Origin of the sequence: Desulfopila sp. IMCC35006, from assembly GCF_005116645.1 — a bacterium.
GTDB lineage: Bacteria > Desulfobacterota > Desulfobulbia > Desulfobulbales > Desulfocapsaceae > Desulforhopalus_A.
This window is the reverse complement of sequence record NZ_SWCM01000015.1, coordinates 16,651-33,373: the sequence shown is the minus strand read 5'-3', so window position 1 is coordinate 33,373 and position 16,723 is coordinate 16,651. Positions and strand designations below refer to the sequence as shown.

The 16,723-nt window shown below is 45.0% G+C and carries 12 protein-coding genes; 10 read left to right on the top strand and 2 right to left on the bottom strand.

The window, feature by feature from the left end; translation table 11 throughout:
- Nucleotides 1-92 precede the first annotated feature (92 nt).
- From FCL47_RS20065 to FCL47_RS20020, 10 genes are all read left to right on the top strand, one after another.
- Nucleotides 93-1,211, top strand: coding sequence for a glycosyltransferase (locus tag FCL47_RS20065; RefSeq protein WP_136815505.1), 1,119 nt, complete (start codon nucleotides 93-95; stop codon nucleotides 1,209-1,211).
- Nucleotides 1,212-1,945: 734 nt separating this feature from the next.
- Complete coding sequence (locus FCL47_RS20060) at nucleotides 1,946-3,103, top strand: GNAT family N-acetyltransferase (protein ID WP_136815504.1); 1,158 nt, start codon at nucleotides 1,946-1,948, stop codon at nucleotides 3,101-3,103.
- A complete protein-coding gene (locus FCL47_RS20055) occupies nucleotides 3,094-4,053 on the top strand; it encodes a polysaccharide deacetylase family protein (RefSeq protein WP_136815503.1) in 960 nt (319 codons plus the stop codon). The genes FCL47_RS20060 and FCL47_RS20055 overlap by 10 nt, the downstream gene beginning before the upstream one ends.
- Before the next feature lie 31 nt (nucleotides 4,054-4,084).
- Nucleotides 4,085-5,173, top strand: coding sequence for a glycosyltransferase (locus FCL47_RS20050; RefSeq protein WP_136815502.1), 1,089 nt, complete (start codon nucleotides 4,085-4,087; stop codon nucleotides 5,171-5,173).
- 464 nt (nucleotides 5,174-5,637) lie between these two features.
- Nucleotides 5,638-6,537, top strand: coding sequence for a glycosyltransferase (locus FCL47_RS20045; protein ID WP_136815501.1), 900 nt, complete (start codon nucleotides 5,638-5,640; stop codon nucleotides 6,535-6,537).
- An 821-nt stretch (nucleotides 6,538-7,358) separates the two neighbouring features.
- Nucleotides 7,359-8,732, top strand: a complete 1,374-nt coding sequence (locus tag FCL47_RS20040) for a transposase (protein WP_205747381.1) — start codon at nucleotides 7,359-7,361, stop codon at nucleotides 8,730-8,732.
- A 341-nt stretch (nucleotides 8,733-9,073) separates the two neighbouring features.
- Nucleotides 9,074-9,649, top strand: a complete 576-nt coding sequence (locus FCL47_RS20035; protein WP_136815500.1) for a serine O-acetyltransferase — start codon at nucleotides 9,074-9,076, stop codon at nucleotides 9,647-9,649.
- 431 nt (nucleotides 9,650-10,080) lie between these two features.
- Nucleotides 10,081-11,520, top strand: a complete 1,440-nt coding sequence (locus tag FCL47_RS20030) for an IS66 family transposase (protein WP_136815499.1) — start codon at nucleotides 10,081-10,083, stop codon at nucleotides 11,518-11,520.
- Nucleotides 11,521-11,622: 102 nt separating this feature from the next.
- Complete coding sequence (locus FCL47_RS20025) at nucleotides 11,623-12,960, top strand: phenylacetate--CoA ligase family protein (protein ID WP_136815498.1); 1,338 nt, start codon at nucleotides 11,623-11,625, stop codon at nucleotides 12,958-12,960.
- 17 nt (nucleotides 12,961-12,977) lie between these two features.
- Nucleotides 12,978-14,324 carry an O-antigen ligase gene (locus FCL47_RS20020; protein ID WP_136815497.1) on the top strand — a complete coding sequence of 449 codons (1,347 nt, stop codon included), beginning with the start codon at nucleotides 12,978-12,980 and terminating at the stop codon, nucleotides 14,322-14,324.
- Here the strand turns inward: FCL47_RS20020 and FCL47_RS20015 are convergent.
- Both FCL47_RS20015 and FCL47_RS20010 read right to left on the bottom strand, forming a co-directional pair.
- Nucleotides 14,263-15,690, bottom strand: a complete 1,428-nt coding sequence (locus FCL47_RS20015; protein ID WP_136815496.1) for an IS66 family transposase — start codon at nucleotides 15,688-15,690, stop codon at nucleotides 14,263-14,265. The genes FCL47_RS20020 and FCL47_RS20015 overlap by 62 nt on opposite strands.
- Complete coding sequence (locus FCL47_RS20010; protein ID WP_136815495.1) at nucleotides 15,683-16,561, bottom strand: Druantia anti-phage system protein DruA; 879 nt, start codon at nucleotides 16,559-16,561, stop codon at nucleotides 15,683-15,685. The genes FCL47_RS20015 and FCL47_RS20010 overlap by 8 nt, the downstream gene beginning before the upstream one ends.
- Nucleotides 16,562-16,723 lie beyond the last annotated feature (162 nt).

Sequence of the window (16,723 nt, the reverse complement as noted above, 5' to 3'; positions counted from 1 at the left end):
TCCGACCAAGGTCTATAAACAGGTCAGGATATGACTTTTTCAAAAGTTTCCGAATATAAATCTACGAGATAACAATGTAACTTATACACAAAATGAAAGTATTGCACGTAATCGACAGTGGAGGTTTCTATGGTGCGGAGGTGATGATCCTCAACCTTATGTGCGAGCAGGTAAGGATGGGGCTTATTCCGATCCTGGCCAGTATCGGTACCCCATGCTGCGGCGAAAAGCCTCTGGAGACGGAAGCCCGCCGTCGCGGCCTGCGGGTCGAGTCATTTCACATGAGACCCGGTCCCAATATTTCAGGGGCTTTAGAGATAATTCGTTTCACCAGGCACGAGGGTGTGAAGATCCTCCACTCGCACGGCTACAAAGGGAACATTCTCTTCGGATTGATGCCCCGGTTTCTTCGAAAACTCCCCATGGTCGCCACGCTCCACGGTTGGACCTGGACTGGGGGATGGGACAGGATGCGTCTCTATGAATGGCTTGATCGACTGAGCCTTCGCTTTATCGACCAAGTGGTGGTAGTTAATGGGTCGATGCTTGAAAAGGTTAGTTCGAAGAGGCTCCATGTGGTAGACAATGGCATCCCCATTGACGGGAGCGAAGGTTCTTTAAGAATAGAAAACGAAAAATGCCATATCTCCTCGCATATTGCTGCGTTCTGTAATGATGGGATCATTATCGGAGCCATAGGTCGCCTCTCCCCGGAAAAGGGGTACGACGTTCTTTTGAAAGCGGTCAGTGAGGCGGTAGTTACCTGCCCTGATATCAAACTGGTCATACTTGGAGATGGGCAAGAACGGAACTTCCTTAATGCGCAGGTTAAGAGCCTGGGGCTTGAACAGCGAGTGCTGATGCCAGGTTACGTGGAAAATGCCAGACAATACTTGTCGCATTTTAAAATGTACATTCTCTCCTCTCTCACCGAAGGACTTCCCATAGTCATCCTTGAGGCAATGCAGGCAAAGGTGCCGATCGTGGCCACGAGGGTCGGAGGTGTTCCGGAAGTGCTGGAAAATGGAAAAGCTGGCCGTCTGGTTATCGCTGGAAGCTGCAAGTCTCTGGTGCAGGGAATATTGGATGTGATCAACAACCCAGAGACGGCCATTCAACGTGTATGTGTAGCATCACAGAGGTTGCAGGATTTTTATTCATGTCATTCAATGGCTGAAAAATATATGGGAGTATATCAAAGTTTGATTTAATGATTTTTCAAATCATCAAAGATGAGGGCCGTCATCAATAGTGGAAACCAAACCTCTCTGCGACTTTATTGTCCGAAAAACATTTTCTTACAAAAGCGGCTGGTGAGAAATACCCCAGTCTTTTTCTGTATGTGCAGACCTTTAAAAAATTTTCTTCTATGTATTCTCAAATCTTTGCTTCATTTTTTCTAGTTGTGGTATAAGTATCTAATGAAACTACCTCGATTCTCAATGTCCACCAGAAACTCTTCAGGGGAGCCTCATCAGAGTGATCACTTAGAACCTTTTGAGAAGATCTACTCTCCTTTATTCTGCACAGATCGAGCAGATTTTTACGAAGGACACGTTTAGTTTCCCATATTAAACTTTATGTTAATATTCAGGCCGCTCTCAACATAATATATTTACAATCGCATCTTACTTGGGATAATTTTTCCGGGAAATTTTTCGAGGATGCTTTGGAAATATGCCACTTACCACATGGATGGCAATGGGGGTAGATACTCCCTAACCTACTTAGAACTGAAGAATGAAAATAAAGGGCATGCTTAGACAGGCTCCTAGATCTGCTGGTTCTAGCCATTATCCCCCTGCGTAATTACGCAGGCTTTATTGAAAGCATACCGGGAGAGCAGATCCCATAACAGCCCATCGCAAAGAAGGAAAGTGAAATTCCAACTAAATCAAAGCTGAGATTTTTATGAGCCGGACAAGTGTTAAATGGGAGAAGCCATGTGATTGAAGTGAGGTGCGTTACAAGTCAGAAAGAGTTCGCAAGTCTTGAAGTGGAATGGAACGAGCTTCTCAAACGCTCAGCCGCAAACAGCCTCTTTCTTACCCATCAATGGCTATACAGCTGGTGGCAAGCATTTTCCGACAGGGCATGCCTTTTCCTTTTGTTATGTTACGAACAAACCAGCAATGGCGAATCGCTAATTGGAATTTTCCCGGGGTATGTCAAAAAAAGTGGATTGTGCCCCCCCGCACACCGATTGCGACTGCTCGGCAGCGAGGTGGTTACCTCTGATTTCCTCGATGTGGTTGTTGAAAAGGGGCGCGAGGAAGAAGTGTTGCGAGAGCTGGTGAAAGAGTTTCGAATCAGCAAGGCATTTCACCTAGTTGAACTGACAGATCTAAGAGAAGACTCTCCCCTTCTGCAGATGAGGCGAGAGAATTCCGAATCCGAATATTGCTTCCATGAGTGGCCCGTGACCAAACTCTGCCCTGTCATCCCTCTGCCTGCAACAACTGAGGAATATTTTTCTGGACTGAGCAAGAGCGTGCGCAAAAATTTTCAATACTACCGCCGAAAACTTGAGGCTCAAGGGGCCATCCTCGAAATCATCCAGAAAAATGATGATCTACCACTCGGAATTCAAGACTTTACACGTCTCCACAATGCCCGTCGGGGTCAGAAAAACCAGTCTGGGATATTTTCAACCGCAGCCCAGAAATTGTTTTACAATGATGTGTTTGGACGTTTATTCGATGCAGGCTGGTTGGAACTTGCCTTTCTCAACATCTCCGGAGAACGGATAGCAGGCGTCTGTCAGTTCAATTACGGTGAAAGCAGCTACTACTATCAGACCGGTTATGACATCGCTTGGGAGAAAAGCAGTGTCGGATTCGTGCTTAATGTATTGCTGATTGAGCGCGCCATTGATCAGGGTAAATCCTTCTATGAATTCCTGCGGGGTGTAGAGGAATACAAGTATCGCCTGGGAGCCACAAGCGACCGTCACCTCAGTGATATATACCTGAGAAACGGCTCTCTCATGGGAGATATTTTTCTGGCTAAAAGACACCTTGGCAGATCCGTAAAAGAAAAAGCCAAAGTAATTCTGCAGCCTTTCCTAGGCAATCGGTTGACCGATGGGAAGGTATGCCCATGACGATATGGGGGGAAAATCTGACAGCCGTGCTTTGTTATCACGACCTTTGCAAACCTCGCGAGAGTGGTTCGTGGCTAAAGGTGGATATTGATCGATTCGAACGACAATTAGTCGCTCTCAAGAAGATTGGGACCTTCGTCCGGCCGGATGCCCTACTTGAACCTTCGCTTCTTACCAGGAGCAGGCTCAACCTGCTGTTGACCTTCGACGACGGTTTTATCAATAACTTACGCCTGGGACTACCGGTGCTTAAAAGGCATGGAGTGCCTGCGCTCTTCTTCATTTCTACTGAGTATATGGAGAGCGGAGAACCCTTCTGGTTCGATCGTCTAATCAGGCCAATAGAGCACTACTGTCTCCCCGGGATCGATTTGCGACACCTGGGATTGGGAGAATACAGTTTCAGTCCCGTAAAAGGAGCAAAACGCTGGGACGACATTCAGCTGCTGCTTGAAGATGTCAAGAAACTTGATGAAAGTCAGGACGGGCAGTTGGTCGACCGTATCCTTGCCGTATTGCTTCCTGATGACCACCAAGCTAACAATTTTTATGAGGACGATAGGCCACTCAATAAAGATGAGCTCATGGCAATGCAGCGTAGCGGCATTTGCTGCTTTGGATCCCACGGACACCGCCATCGCATCCTGACGAAACTCGGAGATGATTCCCTGAAGGAAGAGCTGCAGCAGTCACGAAGCATCCTTGAGGAACTGCTCGGCGAACCGGTCAAGCACATCAGCTACCCCAACGGCAATGTCGACTCCCGCGTGGTCGAGAATTGCCGCGAGGCAGGCTACCTTTTTGGTTACACCATAGCGCCAGGTAGAGTGAGCCCAGAAAACGATCATTTTCGCATTCCTCGCGTCATGGTTGGTGGATTTGATACTACAGCAAGAGTGCTGATAAACTTGGCCCGCGGACTTCTTAGAACCGGCCCGCAGGCAGAATGAACGTTATTTGCTGAGATGAGAGCCAAACAACATGAAGGTCAATATTCTTTATTTAATTCAGTATCTTGGGCATGGTGGCACAGAAAAGCAACTTGTACAGCTGATTCGTGGTCTTGATAGAAGCTGCTTCCAGCCCCATCTCTGTACTCTTAAGCCTTCCGAGGGATACTTTGAAGAACTCTCCATACCCAAAATATGTTTACAGTTCGGCAGCTTTTCCCATTTTTCAATGCTCCCCAAGGTAGCACAGCTCTCTTCTTTCATTCGTCTGCATAATATTCACATTGTGCAGACATTTTTCCAGGACCCCTTCCTGCTTGCAGCAATGGTAAAACCACTGCACAAAATCCGACTTCTCGGTTCGTTTCGCGACCTTGGATTCTGGCGCACGCCCGCCGCGACCTGCAAGATGCGTATCGCGTACCCATTCTTCAGCGGTTTTATCGCCAACTCTCAGGCTGTGAAAGAACATTTTGTTCAGACTGACCGCATCCGCCCTGATAGGATTGAAGTTATTTACAACGGCTTCGAATTGGGGAGTGAAGGTCCCCGGCCTTCCGAAGGAGCCACCTTTCGCTTTCCCCTGGTCGGTATTGTGGCTAACTGTAACCGTCAAGTAAAGCGGGTACACGATTTTATACATGCAGCGGCCCTTGTCCACCGTAACCTGAGAGATGTACGCTTCATAGTGGTAGGTGATGGCCCACAGCGCCCTCTGCTCGAGGAATTGGGTCGCACCCTCGGACTTGCAGACGTTTTGACGTTTACCGGACGGGTTGCTACGCCTCTGGATTTCATTCGCAATTTCAGCGTCGGCGTCATTGCCTCAGAGACCGAAGGTTTCTGTAACGCAATTCTGGAATATATGGCCTGCGGGGTTCCGGTGGTGGCAACAGCGACGGGTGGAAACCCTGAATTGGTGAGGGAGGGTGAGAACGGCTTTCTTGTACCGGTCGGAGATGTTGTTTTGATGGCGAAAAAAATCGAGCAATTTCTAATGCAGGAACCCCTTCACGCGAAAGTGGCCGAAGCTAACCTGGCCAGGGTCGCCGACGACTTTTCCCTGTCGCGAATGATTGCTAGGCACAAATCCTATTACGACCAAGTTATGGAGAATTAAATCTATCTGTTAATTGTTATTAGAAAAATACTTAATCTGCTCTTCGCAAGGGAAAAAGTGTATTTTATGTTTACTGGTCTTGTTTTTATGGCTTTGCTAGAAATCGCAAGCATTGCTTCCATCAGGTCATTCAGGGCGGTGGACGCAAATCTTGATGTGATACAAAATATCCGATGAATCAACACGGTCTATGTTTACTTACAATATACCAATTTGCAAGATTTTATGTTTTTTCTTGGCATGTTGCATTTGGGATTGATGATTAACAGCAGCTTGTTTATGACCCTGATTTCATGATTGAACCTTACTTATGAAGAGTCGCTCAAAATACTTATGCGGAGTTGCACAAATCGTCAAAATGGTTCAAAGTGGTGACAAGAAGAGGGACCTAGAAAACGATTTGGATTTGTTTATTCTTTTGCAAATTAAAGTGCAAACAGAATCGGAATGCTCTGCAAGGAACTATGAATAAAATACCTGAAGTATCTGTCGTCATTACCTGTTTTAACTACGGACGATATCTTGAAGGCTGTCTATGCTCCGTACTTGCTCAAACGTACGAAGACTACGAGATCATTGTCGTTGACGATGGCTCCACCGATAATACCCCCCAGATTATGACACGATTCGCCGACGTACGGAATCTGGTTTATATTCGGCAGGATAACAGTGGGCAAGCCAACTCCAAGAACAAGGGGATAAAGAATGCACGGGGTCGCTATGTGGCTTTTCTTGATGCCGATGATCTTTGGGAGAAGGACAAACTGGCAAAGCAGGTCCGACTGTTCGAAAATAAGGCAGTTGGCGTGGTATATAGCCGGGCTCGAGTAATAGATAAAAATGGACATTCTGTCACTTTCAATTTCAGCCTACAATACCTGACACCACGATCTGGCATGGTATCACGGTGGTTACTTTTTGATAATTTTATCCCGTTTTCATCTTCAATTGTTCGCAAAGAATGCATTGAAAGGCTCGGTGCATTTGATGAGACCCTCAGTATGGGGATCGACTGGGACCTGTGGCTGAGGATTTCCACACAGTATGAATTTGATTTTGTTGATGAATCTCTGTTCGCATACCGTATCGGCCACTCCGATCAGATGTCGAAAAATGCTGAGGAGAGGCGAAAATGTTCGGATAGGATAATGGAGAATTTCATTATGAATTATCCGGATGTGATTACCGATGCCAACATCAGGAAAGTTTATTCCTACACTTACTGCAATCGGGGCAGTTACAACAGGAAATTCGATAAAAAGAAGTCTTATCGATATTTTTTCCGGGCAATCTTGAAAGATCCTTTTAATATTGGTGCTTACAAAGGTATTGTAAAGAATATTATTAACTATAGCGGATCTTAATGAAACTCATCCATATATCTTTCTTTTCGGCTTTACCTTAGCATTCTCGTTAATTTAAAAAGACGTTATAAACTTGTTGCGGACTTCCTTACACTGGCCTTTGTCCCCAGCCCATTTTGCTGAGTATTATATAGATCCACTTTAGCTATTAACTTTGATGGAAATATAATGAAATTTTGAGAGTATCTGAATTCGGCAACCCAAATCGTTGGCATTGGAAGCCCTACTCTACCTGCCAGGGCGCTTACTGCGTACTGCCACCTCCTGCACGTTTTTTTTAAGGGAAGGGAGAACAGAATAGTCAGCCCTGGCTATAGCAGATGAGCGCTTTTGTCAAACAAAACAATCAGGTCGTCTATGTTCAGGATACAGGAGGTTGCCTTTACAAACCAGAGTTGGATCTATTAGAAAACGCTATCTAACTCCATTATATGAAGCAGGCAACACAGCCTTACAGAGCGTCTGAAGCTTTGCCGATTGCTCTTCCGGGGAAATAGCCATCCTTTATTGAAACCACAGCTCTTATAGCGGGTGCTGAATGGTTAAAAAGGATCGAGTACTCTTATGGAACAATCAGTGTGATCCTTACTAACAACTAATGTTGTTAAAAAGGCAGCAATTCCCGGAAAAATTACAAATAGCTGAAATTGCAAAATAAGTTAAAAATGCAGTTCGTAAACTTTTATAACACCAGTCATGTGTAAGTAGTCAAAAATATAGTATAAATAATTTTCCAGCCATAACATTTTTTACTTGACAAAATCGGCTGAGAAAAATCGCTTTTTTCTATGTAATTTCAAAAACATACATAGGAGAAAGCGATGAAATCAAAAAAGTATTATCTGGCCAGCGTGTCAGGGCTGGCAACAACTGCTGAACGAAAAGTGAGAAAACACCTCAACGCTGACTGCTTGTTTGCGGCAATACAAAAGGATTTTCGACAAATCCCCGACAGCAGAGGTGCCAATTGCACAATCTCACTGGATGATGCACTGATGTCAGGCTTGGCGGTGTTCCAGTTAAAACACCCATCCCTGCTCGCCTTTGACAAACAACGACAGAAAGAACCGCAAAACCTGCATTCAATGTTCGGCATAACCAATATACCCTGCGACAGCCAAATGCGGACCATACTAGATCCATTGTCACTTTCTTCGTTGCGTGCACCTTTTCGCTCTGTTTTTCGGCATCTTCAGCGGGGAAAAGATTTCGAAAAGATGGCTTACATCGACGGGCACTATCTCCTGAGTGGTGACGGTACCGGCTTCTACTCATCGGGCAAAGTTTCATCTCCTTATTGCATGTCAAAAAAGAGTCGCAATGGTCAAACTCTGTATTACCAACAGATGTATGCCGCTTCTTTCGTGCGACCGGACTGCAAGGTGGTCATCCCCGTCTTTCCGGAGATGATGACCAAACAGGATGGCACCAGTAAAAATGACTGCGAGCGAAACGCAGCTCAACGTTTCTATACAAGGTTCCGAAACGAGCATCCCCACTTGAAGGTTATTGTGGTTGAAGATGCGTTAGCCAGCAACGCGCCTCATATTCGAGACCTGCAAAAGCTCAACCTTCGTTATATTCTCGGTGCCAAACCAGGTGATCACACCGCACTTTTTGCTGCGCTTGCGCAGGCTGTAAAAGAAGAGCGAGCCGTTCAAATGTCTTTTGTTGATCCGGAGAACCGTAAAATCGGCCACTTTTTCAAGTTCGTCAACCAGGTTCCTTTGAACAAATCCAATCCTGATCTGCTGGTTAATGTGCTCGATTACAGCCAGATCGACGAGAACGAAAAAATAACCACCTTCAGCTGGGTAACCGATATTGCGATAACAAAAGAGAATGTTTTCAATTTGATGCGGGCCGGCAGAGCGCGCTGGAAAGTTGAGAATGAAACATTCAACACGCTAAAAAATCAGGATTATAATCTGGGCCATAACTACGGCCTTGGCAAAAAGAACCTGAGCGGGGTGTTCACTATTTTGATGATGCTCGCGTTTCTCATAGATCAGGCGCAACAGCTGAGCTGCTGGCTCTTTCAGGAGGCACTGGCCAAAGAAGAATCAAAAAGATCGTTGTGGGAAGCTATCAGAGCTTTCTTCCGCAATTATCAGGTTGATTCGATGGAAACTATCCTGCGGGCTATCGCTCATGGAATTGATGGACCTGCCCTGAAAGAGGTATGCCGGACATAGCAATGCTATAGTCTTGCAGTTATTCAGTTGTCAGAGATCAAAAACTCTTGGAAAATCAGGTTTTGCCAAGGTTAAGGGAGTAGTATGTCCCAAATGTATCAGAATCAGCGCAAAAGTCGCAAAAACATGACAACAATTTCATTTTAAGGGTGCGACTTCCGGTTATGTCACGATTCACGTAGGTTAAAGTCCGAAGAACTGCTCTTAAACCTCGTAATCGGTGATAAAACGGGAATAGCTGTTAAAAAGGTGGATTGGTTTCAGCCGTAATTAGCTTTTATATTGAACAAATGTCGGGAAGGTGTTCATATTTTTTCAAAGAAAAAATCGAGGGGTTTTAAATGTTCGAAAATATTAATTCTGACTTAAATAGATATAGTCGTTCAGGAAACAGAACCTACTGGGAAACATTTAGGATACTCTGTGGGTATCCAGGAGCATTAGCGACAGTCATATATAGATATAACAGATATGTAAGACGTAATATTAAAAACATCATATTAAGAAAATTTTTTTCTGTCATAGGTGTTTTCTTATTTAAAATGATGGAGATTTTGTATGGTATTCATATAGAACCAGAAATTGATATTGGACCGGGATTTTACATTGGTCATTTTGGAAATATTATTTTGGGTGGTGATACAAAAATAGGTAAGAATTGCAATATTAGTCAGGAAGTAACTGTTGGTTATGCTGGCCGTGGCAATAAATGGGGCTTGCCTGTAATCGGAGACTACGTTTATATTGGCCCTGGTGCAAAGATTTTTGGAAAGATTGTAATTGGAAACCATGTTGCCATTGGAGCAAACGCCGTTGTCACAAAAGATTTGCCCGATATGGCCGTAGCGGTTGGTGTTCCTGCTAAAATTATCAGTTTCCAGGGCAGCCGTGATTTTATCGTTATTCATAATGAATAATTAAAAAGATTGTTTTCAGAATGTTAATAACGATTAAACAATATTTCCGTTGGTGTTAATATGATTGTCAATAAATCGGTGCCAGAGGATACTGTAATTGTAATCATCCCAGGATGAAATTATTTTGCATAAAGGGTTGGAAAGCTATGTCATTAAAACAAATGTAACTATTCAGCTTAAATTATTTTCACCCTATCAAAAATAGTTCTTGACAAGGTTTTGGGCAAAATTATTAAAATTCAAACAACTTGGCGGTCTCCGCCGTTAGGCCATTCACAATAGTTTTGCTCAGGTCGTGCTGAATCCACTGAATGTGCCCGTGCCCCCGGAGACGTGCAAAATTTAAAAATGGTGTGGCGGGCATCCTGGAGACAAAAATTTCGTTTTAAAAACCCGTGTTATAATGCACCATCAAAAACACGGGGGAGTACATGACGATTGACAATATCAATGTAGAAGAAACGGTTAAACATGTCACCACTTTGATCGGCCAGGAGGAAAACCTCTCCCCAGCGCTCAAAGCGAGCCTTGAAGTCATGCTTCTGTTGATTTCCATCCTGGTCAATCGTCTTGGACTCAACAGCCGTAACAGCAGTAAACCGCCGGTGACCGATCCGCACCGGAAGAAAGAGGCCAAGACGGCAAGCGGACGCAAACCGGGTGGGCAACATGGCCATATCGGCAAAACACTCAATCAAGTCGCCGATCCCGACATCATCAAATTTATTCCGGTCGACAGGAGTCTTCTGCCACCGGGTGAATACCGCAAGATCGGACATGAGCGCAGACAGGTTATCGATTTGGATATCAGCACTGTAGTCACCGAATACCAAGCCGAGGTCTTTGTGGACCAGCGAGGTACAAAATATGTCGCGCCTTTTCCAGAAGGAGTCACGCGGCCGGTACAATACGGCGTCAGGGTCAAGGTCAACTCAGTTTATCTGTCACAGTACCAGATGATCCCGTACAACCGCATCGAGGAACAGTTTATCGATCAGATGCAGATGCCGATCAGTGCTGGATCCATAGTTAATTTCAATCAGGACGCTTACGCCCGTCTTGCGTATTTCGATATCTGGGTCAAGGAACAATTATTCCACTCTCCACTAGCTCACGTCGATGAAACCGGAGTCAATATCGGTGGCGTTCGCAACTGGCTGCACAATACTTCAAGTGACAAGTTCAGCTATTTTTATCCCCACCAAAAGCGGGGTGGAGCAGCCCTTGACGAGATCGGGATTCTGCCAAACTACCAGGGCATCCTTTGCCATGACCATTGGAAGCCCTATTTCAATTACGGTCGGGCTCATGCCCTGTGTAATGCCCACCATCTCCGAGAGTTGACAAGGGCCTGGGAACAGGATGGCCAAAAATGGGCTCAGCAAATGAATGCGTTGCTCCTTGAAATCAACGGGGCGGTGGATGATGCCGGTGGTTGTCTTGATCCTCCCTCATCGGAGTTATATCGAAAACGCTACCGAAAACTCCTGACGGAAGCCGAAACCGAATGCCCCGCACCGATAAAAAGAGCAAAACACTGGAAGCCGGGAAAACTCGCCAGGTCCAAGTCCAGGAATCTTCTGGAGCGTTTAAAAGACTTTGAAGGCGACGTCCTCCGCTTCATGGATGATCCGCTCGTCTCTTTTACCAACAACCAGGCTGAAAACGATCTCCGAATGATCAAGGTTCAGCAAAAGGTGTCGGGTTGTTTCCGTTCCATGGACGGGGCCAAGATATTCTGTCGTATACGAAGCTACCTGACGAACTGCAGAAAACAGGATGTGTCGGCGACGGATGGTCTGCGATTATTATTCCAAGGTAAATGGCCGGCATTCATGGAATCTGTAAAAATTCAATTTATTGCTGAATAGTTACAAACAAATTATCAATAACTATTCTGAAATAATGGTGACTCCATAATAACGTTTTTAAAGCGTTAAAAATATAAAAAAGGTAATACCGTGATCCTACCAATGATCAGAAGAAATATTTTTGAACCAATTCATTGCTTGATAGGCAAAAGCCCCAAATTACGTCATTGGAAGGCACTTGAGATATCCCAGTATCTTTCCGAAACAACATTGCGCGAAATTCAGTGGCAGCGGCTGGGAGAAATTGTGCGTTTTTCTTTTGAGCAAAACGATTTCTATCGCAAACGCTTTCGGCAAGCTGGTTTGACCCCCGAGGACATCCGCTCACCGAGTGATTTAAGACGTCTGCCGGTGCTAACAAAATCAGAGCTCCGCAACAACATGTCGGAACTGATCAGTCGTGGCTATCACTTGGAAAAACTCCAACAATCAAAAACAGGGGGGTCAACCGGGAAATCTCTTGAATTGTATTTCACTGAGGAGTGCAGCGAACTGCGCAATGCCTGCTCGCGCAGGCATGATCGATGGACGGGATGGGAACCCGGCGAGCCTGTTGCCGCTATCTGGGGCAATCCTCATTATCCGGCCACAGTTAAGGAAAAGCTGAAGCAGTGGATGCTTTCCCCTGTCATCTATCTTGACACTATGAGTGTTAACGAGAAGGCAGTTCTAAGTTTTATCGAGGAGTGGCACAAAGTTCGCCCGACTCTCATCATGGGGCATGCACATTCAATTTTCCTTCTCTCTCAATACCTGCGTGATATGAGTATAAAAGATCTCAGACCCAAAGGAATCCTATCTACATCTATGATGCTCATTCCATCTGAACGAAGAACCATCGAAGAGGTTTTCGGACTAAAGGTCACAGATCGTTATGGTTGCGAGGAAGTGAGCCTGATTGCCTGCGAATGCGAGAAACATGAGGGGATGCACCTGAATATCGAGCACCTTTTCATTGAATTCATAAAAGATGACGGGATGCCGGCTGCATCCGGTGAACCCGGCATACTCGTGGTGACCGATCTCATGAACCGTGCAATGCCGTTAATTCGCTATCAAGTCGAGGATGTGGGCATACCCACCGACAGAAAGTGCTCCTGCGGAAGAGGCCTGCCTCTCATGGAGAGCATCACAGGCAGGGTAGCAGATTTCCTATTGAAGAAAGATGGCACCAGAGTTGCGGGAGTGTCGTTAATTGAAAACACCTTGACTAAGCTGCCTGGAATCGTGCAGATGCAAATAATTCAGGATTCGCTGGAACTTGTCACTCTGAACTTGGTTGTAGATACACATTTCAACACATTGTATGAAGATAAATTAGTTAATTATTTCGAAGCCTTATTTGAACATTATGCGCACATACAAATCAATTATGTAGATGCATTTAATTGTGAAGATAATGGTAAATTCAGATTCTCTATTTGTAAAATTAAACAATAATTGGGTTGGCTACTGCAATGAATTTTGGCTTTAATTTATATCTGCTTTTTGTCATTAGCTGGTTTACACACTTGACTGCCAGATTACCTTTATTGGGAGCCATCAGATTTGACCTTTGTTTAGTTATATTAATATGTATTTTAATCTTTATTAATAATAAAGAGTCAATAGTTGAAATAAAGAACTCTACAATCAACACTATTTTAAAAATATTATTTTTTTACATAGTTATAACTTTACCATTTGTCGAGTGGCCTGGCTCTGTAATAAAACATGGCATAGAAAGCTTAATCAAAGCAGTAATTTTTTATTATTTTACTATCTTTTTAGTTAATACTGAGGCAAAACTCATTAAATTCGTATCGGTCTTTGTCTTATGCCAATCATTCAGAATAATTGAGCCGTTATACCTCCATCTGACCCAAGGATATTGGGGTTCATTTGCCAGTATGGAAAATTGGGAGTACATGAACAGGTTGTCTGGTGCCCCCTATGATATAGTGAACCCAAATGGTCTTGCGTTCATTGTTTTGACGGTAATTCCATTTTATTATTATCTTGGAAACGTATCGATCAAGAAAAGGCTTATGTCTTTCATATTGATACCATTAGCCATTTATGCGCTACTTTTAACAGGTTCAAGGTCAGGACTCATCGGTTTATTTGTAATATTTTTCGGTGTGTTTATCAAAAGCAAGAATAAGATATTTATATTAGCATTGATTTGCATCGGTATTGCAGTAAGCAATATTTATTTGGGAGCTAATTTTAAAGATAGATATGAGTCCATATTTTCATCGGACACTAAAAACGCCGTAACCGCAGAAGGAAGGCTAGAAGGATTAAAGCAGGATCTAATGGTATATATGAGAAAACCATTATTCGGCCACGGGTTAGGAACCTCACGAGAGGCAAACGCAAATTTTCGCGGTGTTGCCCAACCTTCACATAATTTATATCTTGAAGTTGCTGAAGAACTAGGTTTTTTTGGCTTAGTTATTATTATAGCACTGATAAAATCAATCGTAAATAGTTCTAATGAAATTAAGAAAACTATCATTTACAAATTTGGCGATGATAATTACATATTATCATTAAATAAAGCTATGCAGGTTTGGTTACTTATGAATATAATTTTTAGTTTTGCCAGTTATGGTTTAACAAGTTATGAATGGTATCTCTTTGCAGGATTATCAGTAGCTCTAAAAGTCATCATAAAAGATATTGACAAACCTGAAGGTAATCGTTCACCGGTGAATAATAAGGCACAGTTGCCGTCTCAATGGCAAGAAACCAAAGGAATCAGTTCGGCAAGGACAATGGCAAGGCAGGAAGGTGCTGTTTGGCTGAGAAGGAAGCTTTGACAAGTTTGGTCAGAAATTCGAAGACATTGATACTATGGAGCTGGCAAGTTCTGACGACCGTCAATAAACGTCCGGTAAATTGCTCACCGGTTTCGGACTGCGAGCCGAAACAGATTTTCCGCCATTGCACGGCAGGTCGGATAGCCCGTTTGGCAGCATTGTTGGTGGGTTGAACTCCTTCATATTCAAGGAAGGTGTAAAGGTTCTGCCAGTTGTCAAGCAGCCGTTGTGTTCGTGTCTGGACTTTTCGGTCGGTGCTGTAGCGGAAAATAATACAGAAATCGTGCATCTTTTCCCGCATGGGTAGCGTGTCGAGCAGTAATTGTTCCCTGGAGCCACCGGAGACCTGAAAGGCATGCCACTGGGAGAAAATTGCTTCAATATCCAGAAGCATATGTCTGGCAAAGCAATAAGCTTGGGGACTTGAACGATCATCCTTGAGCGCTTTCAGCTTCCGAATAATATGTGCCCAGCAGAGTTGGCGAAGACCGTTTTTGTGGTAACTGGCATAGGCGGAATGGTCGTCGCTTGTAATGATACCGGCGAAGGTATCGCCAAGGACTTTGCGCAGCACTTTAGCGCCGCGACTGGGGGATACATGAAAGAGGACTGCTTGAGGAGCGACAAAGGTCCAGAGATATCGTCTCTGACCTTGGTCTTTCCAGCCGGTTTCATCAATGTTGAGGGTCAGGGCCGAAGCGACATACTGTTTGATGGCGCCTACTACCGGCATGCAGGCATTGGAGACACGTTCGGCGGCATTGCAGGCGGCACCGGTAGAGATGCCAATGCCAAAAAGCGTTTGCATAATCTCCGCAATACCCCTGCGGGTGACACGATGGACAGAGGCCAGGTAGGCTATGGCTGCGTGGGTCCGAGGGCCGAAATTGGAGTGGGCCACATGCTCGGGTAACAAGGCGGCAGTGCTGTGACCGCAATGACAAAGCAACGAGTGGCAGCGATACTCCTCCTTGAACGGGACGATAACCGGCAGATCAAAGACCTGGTGCCGAACCGGCTTGGCAAAAGGGTTAATAAGGGTTTCTGAAAGAGGGTTGCGGCAATGTTCACAACGTTCCGGGTAGATATCATGGATTTTATCCATTTCTTCGATCGGCAAGAGCTTGCGGTTCCTGCCCTTATGGCCTGGCTGTCCACCCTGTTTCCGGTTGCTCTTTGCCTTCTTTTTTGCCTTTTTAATGCCGGGTGGATCAGATGAGGGTGAACGCGAGGAGTTTGACGAGTTTCTGGTCAGAGCAGCGATGCTTTGTTCAAGTTTACGGATATGGGCGGCAAAAGACAGGAGTTTTTCGATGACCGTCTCCCTGCCGGAGTCGTAGATACGCTCGGCTTCCTGCCTATTCATTGCGGAGCTTGTCGAGGTAGTTGCGGACCAGGGGGTAGCCGTACATGGCCTTGATGGAGGTCAATTGCTTTTGGGATTTGCTTTTTGTGCCCCGGCCGGAGGTCAACCCGAGAAAGGTCCAGTTGGCCGCCCGATAACAGGTGCCGGCAAATTTTTCGGTATCGACGAATGTCTCAAGCCAGAGGATCGGGTGATGGTACAAGGTCTGCCAATCCCCAGAAATGGTTTTTGCGATACGCCTAAGCAGATGAGAAGCCAGGTGCGGGACTCGGACCCAAGGTAAAATGAGGAATCTGCTGTTATATGCCAGCAGATGGCGGTTGCGCTCCCTGGCTTCCTGTGACCAACCAAGGAAGATGTCCCGGCAGTCGATGGCATATGGCGCTGAGGAAAAGGCAAAGCAGGCCAACAACCTGTCACCTGCGTAGACCAGATACTTGAGATGTTCACCAACCAGATGGGTGTATCCCAGGTAGTGGTGCTCTCGGACCAGGGCATTGAAGAGTTTCTCTTCAGGCGTCCTTCGAACCTGTCGCAGTTCGATTGGCGCAAGATTAGCCAAGACGGCGTTTAACGGTGTTGGAAAGAAATCGAAAGTTGCCTGAGTTTTTCTTCGTCTCTTGGCATTATTGTTATTGTCAATAATCCTGGGTGGAAGAGTTACCAGTTGGTTTCGTTCAAGCTGAAGTAAAAGTCCACGGCAGACACCATCTTTGAGGTGTCCGTTTGCCTGACGCCAGTCCCATGCCTCGCAAAGTCTACGGGAGATAACACTGCGACCTTCGCTCTGGTAGTCGTCTATGACTTTGCGAATGAAGGAGAGATCGTCTTGGGTAATTACCCTTTTGCGGTAGGTGAGAGGAACGTTCATGAAAATGAACGTAACAGAATCAGATTTTGAACGCTAGCTTTTTTTCAGGGGTTTGTCATAATCCCGCTGAACGGTTACAACAAGCTGGAACCTTTTATCATGAATGTGCCCTCTTTGTGATGGTTGTGATGAGTTTTTTATTGGAGTAAAAATCTTACACCA

What these genes read in the sequence shown, in the direction of transcription:
- FCL47_RS20055 (WP_136815503.1), top strand. Translation starts at nt 3,094, where the DNA reads ATGCCCATGACGATATGGGGGGAAAATCTGACAGCCGTGCTTTGTTAT.
- FCL47_RS20050 (WP_136815502.1), top strand. Translation starts at nt 4,085, where the DNA reads ATGAAGGTCAATATTCTTTATTTAATTCAGTATCTTGGGCATGGTGGC.
- FCL47_RS20025 (WP_136815498.1), top strand. Translation starts at nt 11,623, where the DNA reads ATGATCAGAAGAAATATTTTTGAACCAATTCATTGCTTGATAGGCAAA.
- FCL47_RS20065 (WP_136815505.1), top strand. Translation starts at nt 93, where the DNA reads ATGAAAGTATTGCACGTAATCGACAGTGGAGGTTTCTATGGTGCGGAG.
- FCL47_RS20035 (WP_136815500.1), top strand. Translation starts at nt 9,074, where the DNA reads ATGTTCGAAAATATTAATTCTGACTTAAATAGATATAGTCGTTCAGGA.
- FCL47_RS20010 (WP_136815495.1), bottom strand. Translation starts at nt 16,561, where the DNA reads ATGAACGTTCCTCTCACCTACCGCAAAAGGGTAATTACCCAAGACGAT.
- FCL47_RS20030 (WP_136815499.1), top strand. Translation starts at nt 10,081, where the DNA reads ATGACGATTGACAATATCAATGTAGAAGAAACGGTTAAACATGTCACC.
- FCL47_RS20015 (WP_136815496.1), bottom strand. Translation starts at nt 15,690, where the DNA reads ATGAATAGGCAGGAAGCCGAGCGTATCTACGACTCCGGCAGGGAGACG.
- FCL47_RS20020 (WP_136815497.1), top strand. Translation starts at nt 12,978, where the DNA reads ATGAATTTTGGCTTTAATTTATATCTGCTTTTTGTCATTAGCTGGTTT.
- FCL47_RS20040 (WP_205747381.1), top strand. Translation starts at nt 7,359, where the DNA reads ATGAAATCAAAAAAGTATTATCTGGCCAGCGTGTCAGGGCTGGCAACA.
- FCL47_RS20045 (WP_136815501.1), top strand. Translation starts at nt 5,638, where the DNA reads ATGAATAAAATACCTGAAGTATCTGTCGTCATTACCTGTTTTAACTAC.